The sequence below is a fragment of the Streptomyces sp. NPDC053493 genome, assembly GCF_044544825.1.
In the GTDB taxonomy this organism is placed as follows: Bacteria; Actinomycetota; Actinomycetes; order Streptomycetales; family Streptomycetaceae; genus Streptomyces.
Window position 1 is genome coordinate 516,900 of the sequence record NZ_JBITXS010000002.1, and the last position, 16,252, is coordinate 533,151.

General features: G+C 71.4%; 14 protein-coding genes. 2 read left to right on the forward strand and 12 right to left on the reverse strand.

The window, feature by feature from the left end:
• Positions 1-28 precede the first annotated feature (28 nt).
• The 11 genes from ACIGO8_RS07830 to ACIGO8_RS07880 form a co-directional block, all read right to left on the reverse strand.
• Positions 29-832, reverse strand: a complete 804-nt coding sequence (locus ACIGO8_RS07830) for an ABC transporter ATP-binding protein (RefSeq protein WP_399725534.1) — start codon at positions 830-832, stop codon at positions 29-31.
• On the reverse strand, positions 825-1,823 hold the full coding sequence (locus ACIGO8_RS07835) for an ABC transporter ATP-binding protein (RefSeq protein ID WP_399725537.1): 999 nt from the start codon (positions 1,821-1,823) through the stop codon (positions 825-827). The genes ACIGO8_RS07830 and ACIGO8_RS07835 overlap by 8 nt, the downstream gene beginning before the upstream one ends.
• Positions 1,820-2,674, reverse strand: a complete 855-nt coding sequence (locus ACIGO8_RS07840) for an ABC transporter permease (RefSeq protein WP_399725540.1) — start codon at positions 2,672-2,674, stop codon at positions 1,820-1,822. The genes ACIGO8_RS07835 and ACIGO8_RS07840 overlap by 4 nt, the downstream gene beginning before the upstream one ends.
• Complete coding sequence (locus ACIGO8_RS07845) at positions 2,671-3,630, reverse strand: ABC transporter permease (RefSeq protein ID WP_399725544.1); 960 nt, start codon at positions 3,628-3,630, stop codon at positions 2,671-2,673. Before ACIGO8_RS07845 ends, ACIGO8_RS07840 begins: the two co-directional genes overlap by 4 nt.
• Positions 3,627-5,300 carry an ABC transporter substrate-binding protein gene (locus ACIGO8_RS07850; protein ID WP_399725546.1) on the reverse strand — a complete coding sequence of 558 codons (1,674 nt, stop codon included), beginning with the start codon at positions 5,298-5,300 and terminating at the stop codon, positions 3,627-3,629. Before ACIGO8_RS07850 ends, ACIGO8_RS07845 begins: the two co-directional genes overlap by 4 nt.
• An 80-nt stretch (positions 5,301-5,380) precedes the next feature.
• Positions 5,381-6,391, reverse strand: a complete 1,011-nt coding sequence (locus ACIGO8_RS07855; protein WP_399725549.1) for an agmatine/peptidylarginine deiminase — start codon at positions 6,389-6,391, stop codon at positions 5,381-5,383.
• 97 nt (positions 6,392-6,488) lie between these two features.
• A complete protein-coding gene (locus ACIGO8_RS07860; protein WP_399725552.1) occupies positions 6,489-8,240 on the reverse strand; it encodes an urease subunit alpha in 1,752 nt (583 codons plus the stop codon).
• Positions 8,237-8,932, reverse strand: a complete 696-nt coding sequence (gene ureA, locus ACIGO8_RS07865) for an urease subunit gamma (protein ID WP_399725555.1) — start codon at positions 8,930-8,932, stop codon at positions 8,237-8,239. Before ureA ends, ACIGO8_RS07860 begins: the two co-directional genes overlap by 4 nt.
• Before the next feature lie 189 nt (positions 8,933-9,121).
• Positions 9,122-9,700, reverse strand: coding sequence for a TetR/AcrR family transcriptional regulator (locus tag ACIGO8_RS07870; protein WP_399725558.1), 579 nt, complete (start codon positions 9,698-9,700; stop codon positions 9,122-9,124).
• A 57-nt stretch (positions 9,701-9,757) separates the two neighbouring features.
• On the reverse strand, positions 9,758-10,918 hold the full coding sequence (locus tag ACIGO8_RS07875; protein ID WP_399725561.1) for an agmatine deiminase family protein: 1,161 nt from the start codon (positions 10,916-10,918) through the stop codon (positions 9,758-9,760).
• Positions 10,919-11,009: 91 nt separating this feature from the next.
• Positions 11,010-12,608 carry a serine/threonine-protein kinase gene (locus ACIGO8_RS07880; protein ID WP_399725563.1) on the reverse strand — a complete coding sequence of 533 codons (1,599 nt, stop codon included), beginning with the start codon at positions 12,606-12,608 and terminating at the stop codon, positions 11,010-11,012.
• A gap of 72 nt (positions 12,609-12,680) precedes the next feature.
• Here ACIGO8_RS07880 and ACIGO8_RS07885 point away from each other — a divergent pair, with 72 nt between their 5' ends.
• Both ACIGO8_RS07885 and ACIGO8_RS07890 read left to right on the forward strand, forming a co-directional pair.
• Positions 12,681-13,265, forward strand: a complete 585-nt coding sequence (locus tag ACIGO8_RS07885; RefSeq protein ID WP_399725565.1) for a TetR/AcrR family transcriptional regulator — start codon at positions 12,681-12,683, stop codon at positions 13,263-13,265.
• 180 nt (positions 13,266-13,445) lie between these two features.
• Entirely contained in the window at positions 13,446-14,606 is a 1,161-nt protein-coding gene (locus ACIGO8_RS07890; protein WP_399725568.1) for an agmatine/peptidylarginine deiminase, read from the forward strand.
• 385 nt (positions 14,607-14,991) lie between these two features.
• Here the strand turns inward: ACIGO8_RS07890 and ACIGO8_RS07895 are convergent, their stop codons facing one another.
• Entirely contained in the window at positions 14,992-16,191 is a 1,200-nt protein-coding gene (locus ACIGO8_RS07895) for an MBL fold metallo-hydrolase (protein WP_399725570.1), read from the reverse strand.
• Positions 16,192-16,252 lie beyond the last annotated feature (61 nt).

Below are 16,252 nucleotides of genomic sequence, written 5' to 3' on the forward strand. Positions count from 1 at the left end.
CGGTGTGGGTGTGGGGAGTTCGGTGGGGTCAGAGTGCCCTGCGGGCGGCGGCGATCGCCTCGGGGTCCCAGCCCGGGCGGGGTACGGATTCCAGCAGAAGCCGCGTGTACGGGTGCCGGGGTGCGGCGAGCACGTGGTCCGTGGGACCCGCTTCGACGACGCGGCCCTGGTGCATGACGATGACGTCGTCGGTGACGCAGCGGACCACGCCGAGGTCGTGGGTGATGAAGAGGAAGGCGATCCGGGTCTCCTCGCGGATGTCGGCGAGGAGGTTGAGGATCTGGGCCTGGACGGAGACGTCGAGGGCGGCGACCGCCTCGTCGAGGACGAGGACTGCGGGCTCCACGGCGAGCGCGCGGGCGATGGCGACCCGCTGGCGCTGGCCGCCGGAGAGCTGATTCGGCCGCGCGTCGGCGGCTCGGGTGCCGAGGCCGACCTGGTCGAGGAGTTCGTGGATGCGCCGGTCATGGCCGGTGCCGGTGTCGGGAAAGTGCAGGCGCAGGGTTTCACGTAGCACCTGTTCGACGCTGGTCCTGGGGTCGAGGGACAGGTAGGGGTCCTGGAAGACCATCTGGACCTCGCGGGCCCGGGCGAGGCGCTGAGCCTTGCCGCGGGCGCGGCTGGGCCGGGCCCGGCCCCGTACCCGTACCTCCCCGTCGTCGGCCCGCTCCAGGCCGACGACGATGCGGGCGGTGGTGGTCTTGCCGGAACCGGATCCGCCGACGATGCCCAGGGAACCGCCCTCGGGCAGGGTGAACGAAACGTCGTCGACGGCGCGGACGGTTCCGAAGGCGCGGTGGAGGCCGACGGCCTCCAGTGCGTGCTCAGGCATCGGCGGAGCTCCCTTCGAGCCGGTCGCTGTGGTGGCAGGCGGCCCGCTGGTGCGGCCGCCCGGGCGCGGGCAGCGGTTCCGCAGCCTGGTCGTCGCAGATCTCCGTGGCCAGGTGGCAGCGGTCGGCGAACGGGCAGCCGTGCAGTTCCTTCCGCAGGTCGGGGGGCTGGCCGTCGATGGCGGCGAGCCTGCCCGGTGGGGCGTCGAGACGGGGCGCCGAGGCGAGCAGCGCCGAGGTGTACGGGTGCCGGGGCCGCGCGAAGAGGGCTTCGGCGGGGCCGCTCTCCGCGATCCGGCCGGCGTACATGACGTAGACGCGGTCGCTGATGGCGGCGGCGAGGTCGAGGTCGTGGGTGACGAAGAGCAGGCCGGTGGCGAAGCGTTCGCGGAGTCGCGCCAGGAGGGCGATGACCTCGGCCTGGGTGGTGACGTCGAGCGCGGTGGTCGGTTCGTCGGCCAGGAGGAGGGCGGGGTCGCCCATCAGCGCGGCGGCGATCATGACGCGTTGCAGCATGCCGCCGGAGACCTGGCCGGGGTACCTGCGCAGGGCGGTGTCGTCGAGGCCGACGGCCTGGAGGAGTTCGGTGGCGCGCGCGGCGGCGTCCGTCCGGCTCATGCTCCTGGTCAGGGTCACGCTCTCGGTGAGGAAGTCACCGATGCGGCGCATCGGGTTGAGGGCCGCGCGCGGGTCCTGGAAGATCATGGACACCGTGCCGGTGCGCAGGGCGCGCAGCTGGGCGGTGTTCATCGTGAGCACGTCCTGACCGCTCACGCGGACGGCTCCCTCGATCGTGGCGCCGGGCGGCAGCAGCCCGAGAGCGCTGCGTGAGGTCAGGGTCTTCCCGGAACCGGACTCGCCGACGAGGGCGACGGTCTCGCCGGCGGCGACGTGGAGGTCGACGCCGTCGAGGACGGGACGGGCCGTGCCGGGCAGGGTGATCCGCAGCCCTCGGATGTCGAGCGTGGGTGGCGGTGGGGTCAGCGGTCTCATGGGGACCTCCTGGCGACGCGGTCGGCCCAGCGTTCGCCGACCACGTTGAAGGCGACGACGGTCAGCACGACGAACACGCAGGGCAGGACCGCGGAGAGCGGGTAGCCGTGCTGGATGGCGGTCTGTCCGTCGAAGACCATGCGGCCCCAGTCCGGGGTGAGCGCGGGGACGCCGAGGCCGAGGAAGGACAGGCCGGCCAGGTCCATGAGTGCGTAGCCGAAGTTGATGGTGGACTGGGCGAGGACGACGGGGGCGATGTTGGGCAGGACGTGGCGCAGGCAGATCTGGAGGGCCGAGTGTCCCTGGACCTGGTAGGCGCTGACGTAGGGGCGTTTGCGTTCGGCCAGGACGAGGGAGCGGGTGAGTCGGCTGACGTAGGGCAGGTAGGCGATGGAGAGGGCGACGACGGGGGCGAGCAGTCCTTCGCCGTGGACCGAGATGATCAGGATGGCCAGGAGCATGCCGGGGAACGCGAAGACCAGTTCGGTGGAGCGGGAGAGGACGGAGTCGAGCCAGCCGCCCCGCCAGCCCGCGGCCGTACCGATCGCGACACCGGTGACCGTGGAGAAGACCACGACCCCGAGGGGTCCCAGGAGCGAGGTGCGGGCGCCGAGGAGCAGCCGGGAGAGGGTGTCGCGCCCGGCGGCGTCGACGCCGAGGGGGTGCTCGGGCGAGGTGCCGGCCAACGCGTTGCCGAGGTCGACGGCATTGGGGTCGTGGGGCACGAGCCACGGCGCGAGGAGTGCGGCCGTGGTGACGAGGGCGACGAGGCCGAGGCAGACCAGGTACAGCGGGGACCGGGCGGTGCGGATCTTGGACAGTCCGGGCCGGCGGGTGAGGACGGCTGTCATACGGAGGAGCTCCTCGATCCGAGGGTGATCCGCGGGTCGACCAGGGGCAGCACCAGGTCGACGATGAGGTTCACGGTCATGAAGAGAGCGACGATGATCAAGGAGATGGCCTGGACGGTCGGGAAGTCCTTGGTCGTGGTGGACAGTTCCAGGAGCTGGCCGACGCCTCCGATGCTGAACGCGGTCTCCACGAGGATCGTGCAGACCAGGAGGGTGGAGATGATCAGGCCGCCGGTGGTGAGGACGGTGCCGAGCGAGTTGCGGAACACGTGGCGGCTGATGACGTGGCGCTCGGGGACGCCCCGGCTGCGGGCGACGGTGACGTGCTCGCTGTCGAGGGCTTCGAGCATGGCGGACCGGGTGACGCGGGCGAGCATGCCGATCAGGTAGAGCGCGAGGGCGATCGCGGGCAGGGTGAGGTGCCAGACCTTGTCGAGGAAGCCGTCGCCCGAGCCACTGCTGGGAAACCAGCCGAGGTTGACGGCGAAGAGTCCCTGGAGCAGTACGGCGGCGACGAAGGAGGGCGTGCCGACGGCGAAGGTGGTGCCGACCAGGATCGCGGAATCGGTGCCGCCGCCGCGTACGGCGGAGATCCAGCCCAGGACCAGGCCGATCACCGCGACCACGACCAGCGCCATCACGACGAGCAGCAGCGTGGTGGGGAGGCGGTCGGCCAGGAGGCGTGAGACGTCGGTGCGGTACGTGATGGACCGGCCGAAATCCCCTTGCACGATGTCGCCGAACCAGCGGAGGTACCGGACGAAGAAGGGGTCGCCCAGGTGGTACTGGGCGTTGATCGCGGCGAGGGCCTCCGGGGAGGCCGAGCGTCCTGAGAGCAGGAAGCTGGCCGGGTTCCCCGGCGCCAGGTACATGGCGCCGAAGACGACGAACGAGGCACCGAGCAGGGTGGCGGCCATCTCCGCCACCCGGCGTACGGCGAATCTCAGGAAGTTCACCGCGCCGCCCCCGCGTCCGCTGCCCCGACGTCGGCGGCCCACGGGTAGTACATGTACGCGATGGTGGTGGGGGCGCCGGTGATCCTCTTGTTGAGGAAGACCGCGGTGGGCCACTCTGCGACCGGGATCCACAGCAGCTGCTCGGCGGCCAGCTTCTGGAGTTCGGCCTCGATCTTCATCCGCCGGTCCGGCTCGTAGACGGCGGTGGCCTGGTCGACGAGGGTGTCGTAGCGCTTGTCGCTGTGGCCGGCGAAGTTGAGGTAGGCGCCGGTCCTGAAGTTCGTCAGCAGGTCGAGCGGGTCGGTGATCGAGTTGTAGTAGGTGAGCGGGAACATGTCGATGCCCTCGCGCGCCTCGGGATCGGTGAAGAGCGCGGTGAAGGCGTTGGGGGCGATGGTCTTGAGGTTGATCCTCAGGCCGATCCTGCTGCCGGCGGCCTGGACGGCGGTGGCGAGGAGGGAGACGTCCTGGCCGATGGAGCTGGTGGCGACGGTCAGGGTCTTGCCCGTGGCGCCGGCCTCCTTGATCAGCGCCTTGGCCTTCTCGAGGTCCTGAGTGGCGGGCGGAAGCGCGGCGAACGCGGCCTGCCGGGTCTGCTCCGAGGCTCCGGCCCAAGCGGCACGTGTGGTGAGCGAGTTGGTGACCGTGCCGGCACCGCCGAGTCCGGCCTGGGCGAACCCGGACCGGTCGAGGGCCAGGGACAGGGCCCGGCGGACGCGGACGTCACCGAGCGGGCCCTTCATGTTGGTGATGTTGACGTTGACCGTGCTCAGGCCCTCGCCGAAGTACAGGGTGCCGGTGCCGCTGTCGCGGAGCCGGGCGTAGCTTTCGGTGGGGATGAGGTAGCCGCCGTCGATCTCTCCGCTGAGCAGGGCGTTGGTGCGGGCCGACGGGTCGGTGATGATCCGGAAGACGGCCTTCTTCGCCTTGGCCTTGGTGCCCCAGTAGCCGTCGAAGCGCGTCAGCTCGATCGACTGGCCCTTGCTCCACGTGCCGAGTTCGAACGGGCCCGTACAGGCGAGTCCGCCGGTGGTGCCGTAGTTCTTGCCGGCTGCCTCGACGCCGGCCTTGGAGGCGACGACGCCCGCGGCGGTCGCCATGTACTGGGGGAACTGGGAGTCGGGCTTCTTGAGCTTGACGGTGACCTGGAGGGGACCGGTCTTCCGTACGGATGCGACGTTCTGGAAGTTCTGGGCCCAGGCGGCGGCGTTGTCCGGGTCCGTCTGACGGCCGAGGCTGTGGACCACGTCGTCGGCGCTCATGGTCCGGCCGTCGTGGAAGCGCACGCCGGAGCGCAGGTCGTAGACCCAGGTGGTGGGGTCCGGGTTCGACGCCCTTCGTGCCAGACCCGGTTCCAGGGTGAGGCCCGGGGTCCAGCGCATCAGGCTCTCGCACACGTTGGACAGGATGGTGTTCTGCGGGTAGTCGAAGGCCACCGTGTAGTCGAGCGTGGGTGGCTCGGCGTAGACGGCCCAGGTGAAGGAGTCGATCTCGCCACGAGCCGGGGGCGTGGACGCGGAGAGTGTGACCTGGGTGCCGGCGCCGGCGTCCCGGGGAGGACCGGAGCAGGCCGCGAGGGCGGCGAGGGAGGTCAGGACAGCCGTCGTCGCGGCGATCCGGCGGTACCTGCCGTATGGGCGTCTGCTGCCGGGGCGGTGCGGTGTGGTCATCGTCGCGCGCTCTTTCCGTGAGGGGGCGGGGAGCCGGAGGACCGCCGGAGCGGCCCTCCGGAAAGCGGACCGTTCCCGGTTCAGGCGCCGGGGGCCGCGGGGATCTGCTGGGTGATGCAGTGGACTCCGCCTCCGCCGTACGCGATCGCGGCCGACCGCACCCCGACGACCTTGCGGCCGGGGTACGCCGCGGCGATGATCGCGAGGGCGGCGTCGTCCTGGGGCAGGCCGGCGACCGGTACGACGACGCCGCCGTTGGCCACGTAGTAGTTCAGGTAGGAGACCTCGACCTCGGCACCGGCCACGGTGGCGAACGCGGTCTGCGGAATCTCGACGATCTCGAACGGCCGGCCCTGGGCGTCCGTCGTGTGCTCCAGGACGGCGCGGTTGGCGCGCATCCGTACGTAGTCGGGGTGCTCGGGGTCGCCGGGCAGGGAGACGACGACCTTGCCGGGAGCCGCGAAGGCGCAGACGCCGTCGACGTGCCCGTCGGTCTCCGTGTCGAGCAGACCGCCGTACGGAAGCCACACCACCTTGTCGACGCCGAGCTGGGCCTTCAGCTCCGCCTCGATCTCGCCGCGGCTCATCCCCGGGTTGCGGTTGGGATGGAGCAGGCACTGTTCGGTGGTGATGAGCGTGCCCTCGCCGTCGACCGTGATCGCCCCGCCCTCCAGGACCATGTCGGAGGCGATGCGCTCGACGCCCAGGTGCTCCAGGAGGAGGCCGCTGATCCGGTCGTCGGAGTCGTACGGGTGGTGCTTGCGGCCCCACGCGTTGAAGCGGAAGTCGACCGCGGCGCGGTTGCCGTCGCCGTCGAGCAGGAAGAGCGGGGCGGAGTCACGGAACCACGAGTCGTCCTGCGCCATCTCCACCACGGTGATGCCCTCGCCGCACTTCGTGCGGGCCTCGTCGCCGTGACCGGGCGGCGCCACCATGGTGACCGGCTCGCATGCGGCTATGGCGCGGGCGACGTTCGCGTACTCCTCCTTCACGTCGTCCAGCACGCTGCCCCACAGGTCCTCGCGGACGGGCCAGGCCATGAGGCACCTCTCGTGCGGGGACCATTCGGCGGGCATACGGAACGCGGTCATCTCAGGTCTCTTTCCTTTGGGTGGCGGCATCTTCTTCCTGACTGAAAATGCAGTCAAGAGTCGAGGCATGCCTTGATGGGACGTCGGAACCGGCGGGTCACAGGAAGTACAGACGGCTCAGGGAGACCCGTTGCGCAGGCTCGGAACGCATCGGGTCCCCGTCGAGGGTCACCAGGCCACTGCGCGGGTCGACGTCCACCCGGCCGAGCCGGGCGTTGCGCACCATGTCGGCCGGACCGATGCCACGGGTACCCCCGACGGCCACGCGCCTGCGCCGCGTGCCCAGCGTGTCGTACGGCGAGCCGGGCGAGCCCGACTCGGCGGCGGCGCGGCTGACGAAGGCGACGGACAGCTCGGCCGGCGCGGCTCCATGGGCGCCGAAGAGGGGGCCGAGAACGAGCGGTTCGCAGGTGTCGGTGGCCGCGTTCGGGTCTCCGGTGACCCCGTAGGCGGGAAAGCCGTTCTTGATGACCATCTGCGGTTTCGCACCGAAGAACGGAGGGCGCCAGAGCACGATGTCGGCCATCTTCCCGGCCTCGATGGAGCCGATCTCGTGGGCGAGGCCGTGGGCTGTGGCGGGGTTGATGGTGAGCTTGGCCATGTAACGAAGGACGCGCGCGTTGTCGTCGTGCGCGCCGTCGCCCTCCAGGGGACCTCGTTCGGCCTTCATCTTCCCGGCCATCGCGAACGTGCGTCTGATGGTCTCCCCCGCGCGCCCCATTCCCTGCGCGTCGGAGGAGGTGATGCCGATGGCGCCGAGGTCGTGCAGGACGTCCTCCGCGCCCATCGTGCCGGCCCGGATCCGGTCCCGGGCCATGGCGGCGTCGCCGGGCAGGTCGGTCTTCAGCGCGTGGACGGAGACGATCATTCCGTAGTGCTCGGCGATGGCGTCACGGCCGAAGGGGAGTGTGGGGTTGGTGGAGGAGCCGATGACGTTCGGCACGCCCGCCATCTTCAGGACGTCGGGAACGTGTCCGCCGCCGCAGCCCTCGATGTGGAAGGCGTGGATGGTGCGGCCGTCCAGGACGCTGAGGGTGTCCTCCACGGACAGGCACTCGTTGAGGCCGTCGCTGTGCAGGGCCACTTGGACGTCGTGCTCCTCGGCGACGCGCAGGGCGGTGTCCAGGGCGCGGGTGTGGGCACCCATGTCCTCGTGGACCTTGAATCCGCAGGCGCCGCCCTCGACGAGCGCCTCGACCAGCGGGGCTTCGTGGGAGGCGGATCCCCGGGCGAGGAAGCCGATGTTGACCGGCCAGGCCTCGAAGGCGCCGAACCCCAGCCCGAGGGCCCAGGGGGAGTTCACGCCGACGCCCCAGCTGGGCCCGATCTCCTGGCCGATGATCGTGGTGACCCCGGAGGCGAGTGAGGCCTCCATGATCCGCGGGGAGAGCAGGTGGACGTGGGTGTCGACCGCGCCCGCGGTGGCTATCAGCCCCTCCCCCGGGATCATCGTCGTCCCCGTTCCGACGACGACGTCGACCCCGTCGAGGGTGTCGGGGTTGCCGGCCCGCCCGATCGCGTGGATGCGGCCCTCCCGGATACCGATGGACACCTTGCGGATGCCGAGTACGGCGTCGATCACCAGGACATTGGTGATCACGACGTCACAGGTGTCGCGGACGGCCGCGGCTTTCAGGTGCATGCCGTCGCGTGCCGTCTTGCCGAAGCCGGCCAGGAACTCGTCGCCGTGCGCCTGCGAGTCGGATTCCACCCGGACGACGAGGCCCGAATCCCCCAGCCGGACCCGGTCCCCCGCGCGGGGGCCGTGCACGGAGGCGTACTCGTACGGGTCGATGTGCCGGCCGCTGCCCGGCGCGCAGTGGTCGCTGTGCTTGGTGGGCCTGCTCATCGCTCCGCGCCTTCCGTGCCCAGGTAGCCGCAGGCGGCTGCGCGCCGCAGGGCTTCGGTCTTGGCGCCGGGCGCGTCCAGCGGCCCGTCGACGAGGCCCGCGAAGCCGATCGCGATCCGCTCGCCGCCGATCGCCACGAGCCCGACCTCGACGGCGGCGCCGGGGTCGAACCGGGTGGACGAGCCGGCCGGGGCCGCGAGCCGCATGCCGTAGGCGGCGGCACGATCGAAGTCGAGGCGGGGGTTCGCCTCGAAGAAGTGGAAATGCGAGGTCACGCTCACCGGGACCGCAGCCGTGTTGCGGACCGTCAGGGTGATCAGCGGTTCTGGTTCCGGCAGGGTGTCACTGTGGGGCAGGACCGCGCCGGGGGCGCCGGCGTCGCGCTCCACCTCGCCGAACGGGGCGCTGATCACGGCCAGTCTGCTGCCGTCGTCGAACACGGCCTCGACCTGGATCTCCGTGACGACGTCGGTGACGCCGGGAAGCACGTCGTCCGGGGCGAGCACGCCGCGGCCGCGGTCCAGCGCCTCGGCCAGGTGGAGGCCGTCGCGCGCGGCCTCGCACACCGTGTCGGCGATCAGCGCGGTGGCCTCCGGCACGTTGAGGCGCAGACCGCGCCCCCGTCGCGCCCGGGCGAGTTCGGCGGCCGCGAAGAGCAGCAGCCGGGCCCGTTCCGTAGGGGTCAGAGGCATGGCGCCCCCTTCCTTTTCCTTGCTGGGGTGTGGGAACACTGTCGCATTGACTGAAATTTCAGTCAATGCCTGAGGGGTGAGGCAGCCCGGTCGATCCCTGAAGGTTCCTGGGGGATCGACCGGGCCGGGTGGGACGGTGCGACGACGCCTGCCAGAGCCGCAGGAGGCCCCCGACGCCGACGGGTCGCGTCAGCGGCCGAGCTGCGCGATTTCGGTCTCGATGGCCTCGCTCATCAGCGTCCGCGCATGGGAGATCTGCAGCGTGCCGCTGAGCCAGCGCATGCTCAGGCCCTCCAGGAGGGCGGTGAGCCGCTCGGCCGCGGCCGTGAGGGCGACGGCCGGAGCCATGGGCTGGACCTGGCCCAGGAGGGCCGCCACCTCCTGGACCCAGACCAGGGTGGCCTTCGCCAGGTCCTGGCGCAGGAGGTCGTCGAAGACGGCACTCGCCCGCAGCTCGCCCCAGGCCGTGCTGTTCTCCCGGACCTCGGTCGTGTCCTGGAGTTCCAGGAGGAGCGTCTCTTCCAGTTCCTCACGGGGACCGAGCGGTTCGGCGTCGGGATCGCGCTGGGTGGTGTAGCGCTCGGCGCGGTCGTTGATGAATTCCAGCGTCTTGCTGAGGATGCCGGCGCGGTCCTTGAAGTGGTAGTAGAGCAGCGCGGTGGACACGCCCGCCTCGGCGGCGAGCTCCTCCACGCGCAGGCCACGGACACCGCGCCGGGCGATCACCCGGGCGGCTGCTTCGAGGATCTGAGTACTGCGAGACGCCATGGCCCGAACCTTACCGGGCGCTTGCCGCGCCGGGGGCTGCGACCTCGGGCCGCCCGCTCAGGCCGCCGGGGGAACGACCGGCTGCGACTGGGTGGCGCAGTGAATGCCACCGCCGCCGCTCGCGATGTTGTCGATGTCGAGCTGGACGACGTTCCGGCCGGGGTAGGCGGCCGCGAGGATCCCGTAGGCCACGCCGTCGGCGTAGCTGTCGCCGAACTGGGGGACGAGTACGCCGCCGTTCACGGTGTAGTAGTTGGTGTAGCTGGACAGAAAGGCGGTGCCCCTGCCGCGGATGAGGCGGCGGTCAGGGCCGGGGAGTTCGGTGAGGGCCAGCCGGCGGCCCTGCGCGTCGGTCGCGTTCAGCAGGATCCGCTTGGTCTCGTTGTAGACGGCGACCCACTTGGGGTCGGTGCCGGGACCGGGCTGGTCCAGGAGGACCTGCCCGGGCGCGACGAAACGGGCCAGGCAGTCGATGTGGCAGTCGGTGATGTCCTGACCGGCGAGGCCAGGCACCCAGATCACCTTCTCGATGCCGAGCGCCGACTTCATGGCCTGCTCGACCTGGTCCTGGGTCATGCCGGGGTTGCGGTTGCTGTTGACGAGCGAGCTGACCGTGGCGAGCAGGGTGCCCTGGCCGTCCGTCTCCAGTGAGCCGCCTTCCCCGACGAAGCCGGCCTGGACGCGCTGGACTCCGTACTGGCCGAGCAGGGTCGCCGCCGCGGCCGCGTCGTTCGCGTAGGGCTGCGCGTACGGTGTGCCGGTCTTGCCCCAGCCGTTGAAGTTGGTGTCCACGCCGGCGACGGCGCCCGGGGCGGCCACGAAGGTGGGGCCGAAGTCCCGTATCCACAGGTCGTCGTTGGCGATCTCGACGACCTCGATGCCGTAGTAGGCCCCGGCCCCGCAGGCGTACCGGGCATCGGCCGCCTGCGCGGGGCGGGCGAGCACCACGACCGGCTCGTAGCGGGAGATGGCGTCGGCCACCCTGGCGATGTCGCGGCGGACGCCCTCAAGCTGCGTGGACCACACGGAGGACAGGGCGGGCCAGGCCATGAAGGTCCGCACGTGGCGGTCGGTCTCGGCGGGCATCCGCAGCGTGGCGCCGGAAGGACTGGTGGCGGCGCGGGCCGCAGTGGACAGGGTCGAGCCGAGGGCCGCGAGCGGCAGAGCCGCCGCGCCGAGCTGGAGCAGTCGGCGTCGAGACGTCGTGGGCGTGTCCATGAGGGAGCTCCTACCTGCACGAGAGGGGTGGTGTTCCGGCATGGTGCCGCAGACTGAAAATTCAGTCAACGATCTCGGTGGACACAAGCCTCTACTGATCCAGGCGGTAGTGCTCGAACGCCGCCCTGACCGGCCCGCCATCGGCGTGGGCCTCGATCAGCCGCACGATGACGATGTCCCGCCCGTCAGGGCTCCGGATGCAGAAGGCCCGCTCGTCGGTCAGGTCGGAGAAGGCGATCCGGGTGACCGGCTCCGTGTCGATGCCACGGACGCACGCGGTGGGGCTGAGCTCGTCCCCCGGGGCCAGGAAGGCGTCGCTGTCCTCGGGGAGGACGAATTCCGTCCGGCTGCGTGCCAGGTACCAGTCGGCGGTGTCCGAAGGCACGACCTTCCTGGCTCTCAGGTCGAACTCGTAGGTGGCATCGGGCGAGGTCAACTCGACCTCCTTGCCGCCGGGCGCATAGGAGCCGACGACTGGATCCGCCGACGGGCCGTTCGGTCGCGCCGAGGCGTCGAGGAGGTACCAGGCCGCGCCGGCCGTCGCGAGGGTCGCGAGTGCGGCGAGTGCCGTCACGACCAGGCGTCGCCGGCCGCGCCGCACCCTGCGAGAAGAAGGCGCGGCAGGACCTCTGCCCTGGGGCGGTACCGGCGCCGGCGTGGGCACGGCCGGGGGCGGCGCGGCCGCGAGCGTGGGCTGTGCGTGCACGGGCGCCGTACCGAGAGCCCGTACCGCCACCTCACTGCTGATCGACCGTGGCAGCCACCCGTCACCGAACTCCGGGCGGGGCCCCACCAGCGGATGGGCGTGCACGGCCGCGATCAGGTCCACCGTGCCGGGCCGGTCCTCGGGCCGCTTGGCCAGGCACCACGCCACAAGGCCTCTCAGCTCATGCGGTACGCGGGCGAGATCAGGCTGCTCGTGGACCACCCGGTACAGGGCCGCCGACTCAGGCCCCGCCCCGAAGGGCACCTCGCCGCCCGCCACGTACGCGAGGAGCGCGCCGAGCGCGAAGACGTCGGTGGCCGGGGAGACCGGCCGGCCCAGGGCCTGCTCCGGGGCCATGAACGCAGCGGTTCCGATGCTCAGCCCCGTCCCGGTCAGCGCGGCGGAGTCGGCCGCACGCGCAATGCCGAAGTCGATGACTCGGGGGCCGTCCTCGGCGATCAGCACGTTGGCCGGTTTGAGGTCGCGGTGGACGACACCGGCCCGGTGGATCCCCTGCAGGGCCTCGGCGATGCCGGCCACGAGCAGCAGCACCGTTCGCACCGGCAGCGGGCCGTGGCGGTGGACCACCTGGTGCAGCGACGGGCCGGGCACGTAAGCGGTGGCCAGCCACGGCGTCGGGGCATCCACTCCCGAGGCGACCACCTGCGCGGTGAACAGACCGTGAATGCGCTCGGCGCTGGCCACTTCCTGCGCGAACCGCAGGCGGAACTCGGGATCTCCCGCGAACTCCTGTCGCACCACCTTCAACGCGATGGGACGGCCTCCCGGAGTGTGGGCCAGGTACACCACACCCATGCCGCCCGAGCCGAGCCGGGCCTGGAGGCGGTAGCCACCGATCTCTCGGGGGTCGTCGGCGGTCAGCGCCGTGTGAGCGAGCTGGGCACCGGAAAGTTGATCGGACATGCGGTGACTCTTTCGACGATGTGGAACGAAGGGCGCAGGTCGACCGCGCGACTGGCGCATAGTCGCTCTAACTAAAGTTTCAGTCAACATGAGATACTTCTGGTTCAGACCACCGAGAAGGGGGATGTGGCAATGGACCGCCGAACGGCCATCCTGGAGGCCGCCGCCCGGGTCGTGGCCCGGCGAGGAGTACGAGGGCTACGGATGGAGGAGTTGGCGACAGAGGCAGGGGTGTCCACCGCGCTGGTCTACTACCACTTCAAGGACCGGGCCGGTGTCCTCCGCCACACCCTGGAGTTCATCAGCGACCGGGCCGACCGGTACACATCCGACGAGGACGGCGGCGGCGGTCCGCTCGACGCCAGGGAGGCGCTGGAGCAGTCCCTGCTCCTTGAGTTCCAGGACCTTCCCGAGGTCCGTGAGAACAGCACGGCCTGGGGCGAGCTGCGGGCCAGCGCGGTCTTCGAGCCCGAGTTGCGCGGAGATCTGGCCAGGGCGACCCTGGCCTGGATCCACGACGTCGCCGACCTCCTGAGCCACGTCCGGCCGACGGCTCCCGCGCCGACCCTCACGGCGTCCGCGGAACGGCTGACCGGCCTGCTGGAGGGGCTCAGCACCCGCTGGCTCAGCGGGGCGCTCCCCCTGGCCCACGCTCGGGGACTGGTGAGAGAGGCCGTCGCCGTCGAGATCGAGAGGCTGAGCCACCCTGAGATTTGACTGATTTTTCAGTCAGTGTCAGTGTGGCGACACGACGGCACATCCGGCCTGGCGGTGCCGCGGGTGAAGTAAGTCGCGCGTGCACCCTGATCACGGGCGGCACGCCACCGACACGACTCGCCTCCCTCTTCCGCCCTCCGCCGGATCCCTGGCCCCCACCCTCACGATCGGAGACCTCCGATGTCGGACTTCCGCCCCTCACGCCGGTCCGCTCTGCGCGTACTCGCCGGAATCGGCGCACTCGCCCTCGGCACCACGGCGTGCGGCCCCGGCGATCCCGGCCTGTCGAGCAGCGCGGGCACCGCCGGCCCGTCGGCCGCGCCCGACGAGGCACGCCGCCTGGGCGCCGAGTGGGAGAGCCACGCCCGCACCTTCATGTCGTGGCCCGCGCTCGCGTCCGTATGGGAGGACGACCTCCCGTACGTACGGAAAGACATCGCGCGCGTGGCCCGGGCCATCGCGGAGTACGAGTACGTCGTGATGATGGCCCGCCCGGACCAGGTGGCCGCGGCGCAGAAGGCGTGCGGCAGGGACGTGGAGGTCATTCCGCTCGCCGTCGACGACCTGTGGGCCCGTGACACCGTGCCCGTCTTCGTCGAGGAGGGCGGAGAAGTCGTCGGCGTCGACCTCAACTTCAACGGCTGGGGCGACAAGCAGGTCCACGACAACGACGGCCAGGTCGGCCGGAAGCTGCTCTCGACATACAAGATCCCCCGCGAGCAGGCGCCTCTCGTCGCCGAGGGCGGCTCCTTCGAGACGGACGGTGAGGGCACGCTCCTCATCACGGAGAGCTCGATCGTCAACGACAACCGCAACCCGGGCAAGTCCCGCGACCAGATCGAGGCCGAGCTCAAGGAGCTCCTGGGCATGGAGAAGGTGATCTGGCTGAAGGGCGTGCGCGGCGAGGACATCACCGACGCGCACGTCGACAGCCTCGTCCGGTTCACCGCACCTGGCGTGATCCTCCTGGACCGCGCCTTCCCCGGCACGCCCGCCGACTCCTGGTCCCGCTCCTCGGACCAGGCCATGTCGGTGCTGAGCGAGGCGACCGACGCGAAGGGCCGCCCCTTCGAGGTCATCGATCTGCCGCAGCCCGACCCCGACCGGATCAGCGGCCACAGCGACGACTTCCTCTCCACGTACGCGAACTTCTACATCGGCAACGACGCCGTGTACGTGCCCAAGTTCGGCGACAGGAAGGCCGACGACCGCGCGCGGGGCATCCTCAAGGAGCACTTCCCCAAGCGGGACATCGTGCAGGTGAACATCGACACCATCGCCACCGGAGGCGGCGGCATCCACTGCGCCACCCACGACCAGCCCGGCAAGCCGGTCGACTGACCGCGACGCGAGAACCCTCCGAGTCCCCCAGCCGACGCCACGTACGGCCGCGCGGCGGGCTGATCCCCGCCGCGCTCGCGGCCCTCCTGTCGACGCCTACGACGCGGCCATCGAGTTCAACGCCACGCGGGGAGGCGAACAGGTCCCGGTCCGCGTGACGCCGCGCTACGTCGGGGGGCGGCAACTACACACCGCCCGGCCTCACCCAGCATCACGGAGCGTTACCACAGGGAGAGATGCGGGCGGGCCGGGCACCAGTCGGCGGCCGCCCCTTCCAGAGGCTCACGGGGCGCGCCGTCCAGCGCACGCACCAGGCGGTCTCGCTCTACGCCGGGAAGACTTGCCAGAAGGCGCACGATCCGGCCGAGGTCGTCCTCGCTCGCTGTCAGCGGTCACCCGCCAGGTCGAGATCGCGCCGGGCGGCCCCGCCCGAATCCTCCATCAGCTTCGGCCGGCGCCAGGGGCGGGCGATCGGCTGGGACACCCCTTGCCACCAGGCGTCCGTGGGCAGCTGCCCCGCGGGCTCGAAGGGCTGGCCGGGGCGCGGGAGCGCGACGGCCTGGCCCGCCTCGTCGGCGGCGTCCTTCGTCCACTCCCCCGGCTCGGCCCAGGCGTGCGGGGCCAGGTTGAAGGTGCCCCAGTGGATCGGCAGCAGCACACCGTGCGGGCGGCCGCCCTGGAGGTCGAGGTGGGCGCGCAGGCCCTCGGCCGGCGTCATGTGGATGTCCGGCCAGAAGTCGGAGTACGCGCCGATCTGGATCATGGTCACGTCGAACGGGCCGTGCGCGGCGCCGATCTCCTGGAAGCCGGAGAAGTAGCCGGTGTCGCCGCTGTGGTAGATCCGGTGCGCGGGGCCCTCGACGGCCCAGGAGGCCCACAGGGTGTGCTGCTGGTTCCGCAGGCCCCGGCCGCAGAAGTGCCGGGCGGGCGTGGCGGTCAGCCGCAGGTCGCCGACCGTCGTCGACTCGTTCCAGTCGAGCTCGCGCAGGCGGGAGGCGGACACGCCCCAGTGCTCCAGGTGGGCGCCGACGCCGAGCGGGACGGCGAAGAGAGTGTCGGTGCCGGCGAGCGCCTTGATCGTCGGCAGGTCGAGGTGGTCGTAGTGGTCGTGGGAGATCACGACGACGTCGACCGGGCCGAGCGCGGCGAGCGGCACGGGCACCGGGTGGAGGCGCTTGGGACCCGCGAACGGGAAGGGCGAGCAGCGGTCGCCCCAGACCGGGTCGAAGAGGACGCGGTGGCCGTCGATCTCGGCGAGGACGCTGGAGTGTCCCATCCAGGTGATCCGGAGTCCGCCGGCCGGCGGCTTGGCCAGGTCGGCGACGGTGGTCGGGTGGACGGGGATGCGGCCGGCGGGGGCCCGGCGCGCGCGGGCCTCCTTCTCGAAGTAGATCTTGGCGAACTCGACGGTGGAGCCGGACGGCCGGTGCCGGGCGGGCTCGGGGTTGCGGAAGGCCCCGTCGGCGAAGTTCGGGGAGCGGCGGACGCGCTCCAGGCGCTCCCCGGTCGAGTCGGCGCCGAAGGCCGCGGGGCGCAGCGCGCGCAGCCGTGCCCGCAGCGAGTGGTCGGAGCCAGTGCCGGTCACAGGTCCTCCTGAGGTCGGGGGTCCCTTCATTATGGGCGGCCGGCCGGGAGGCGGGACGGGC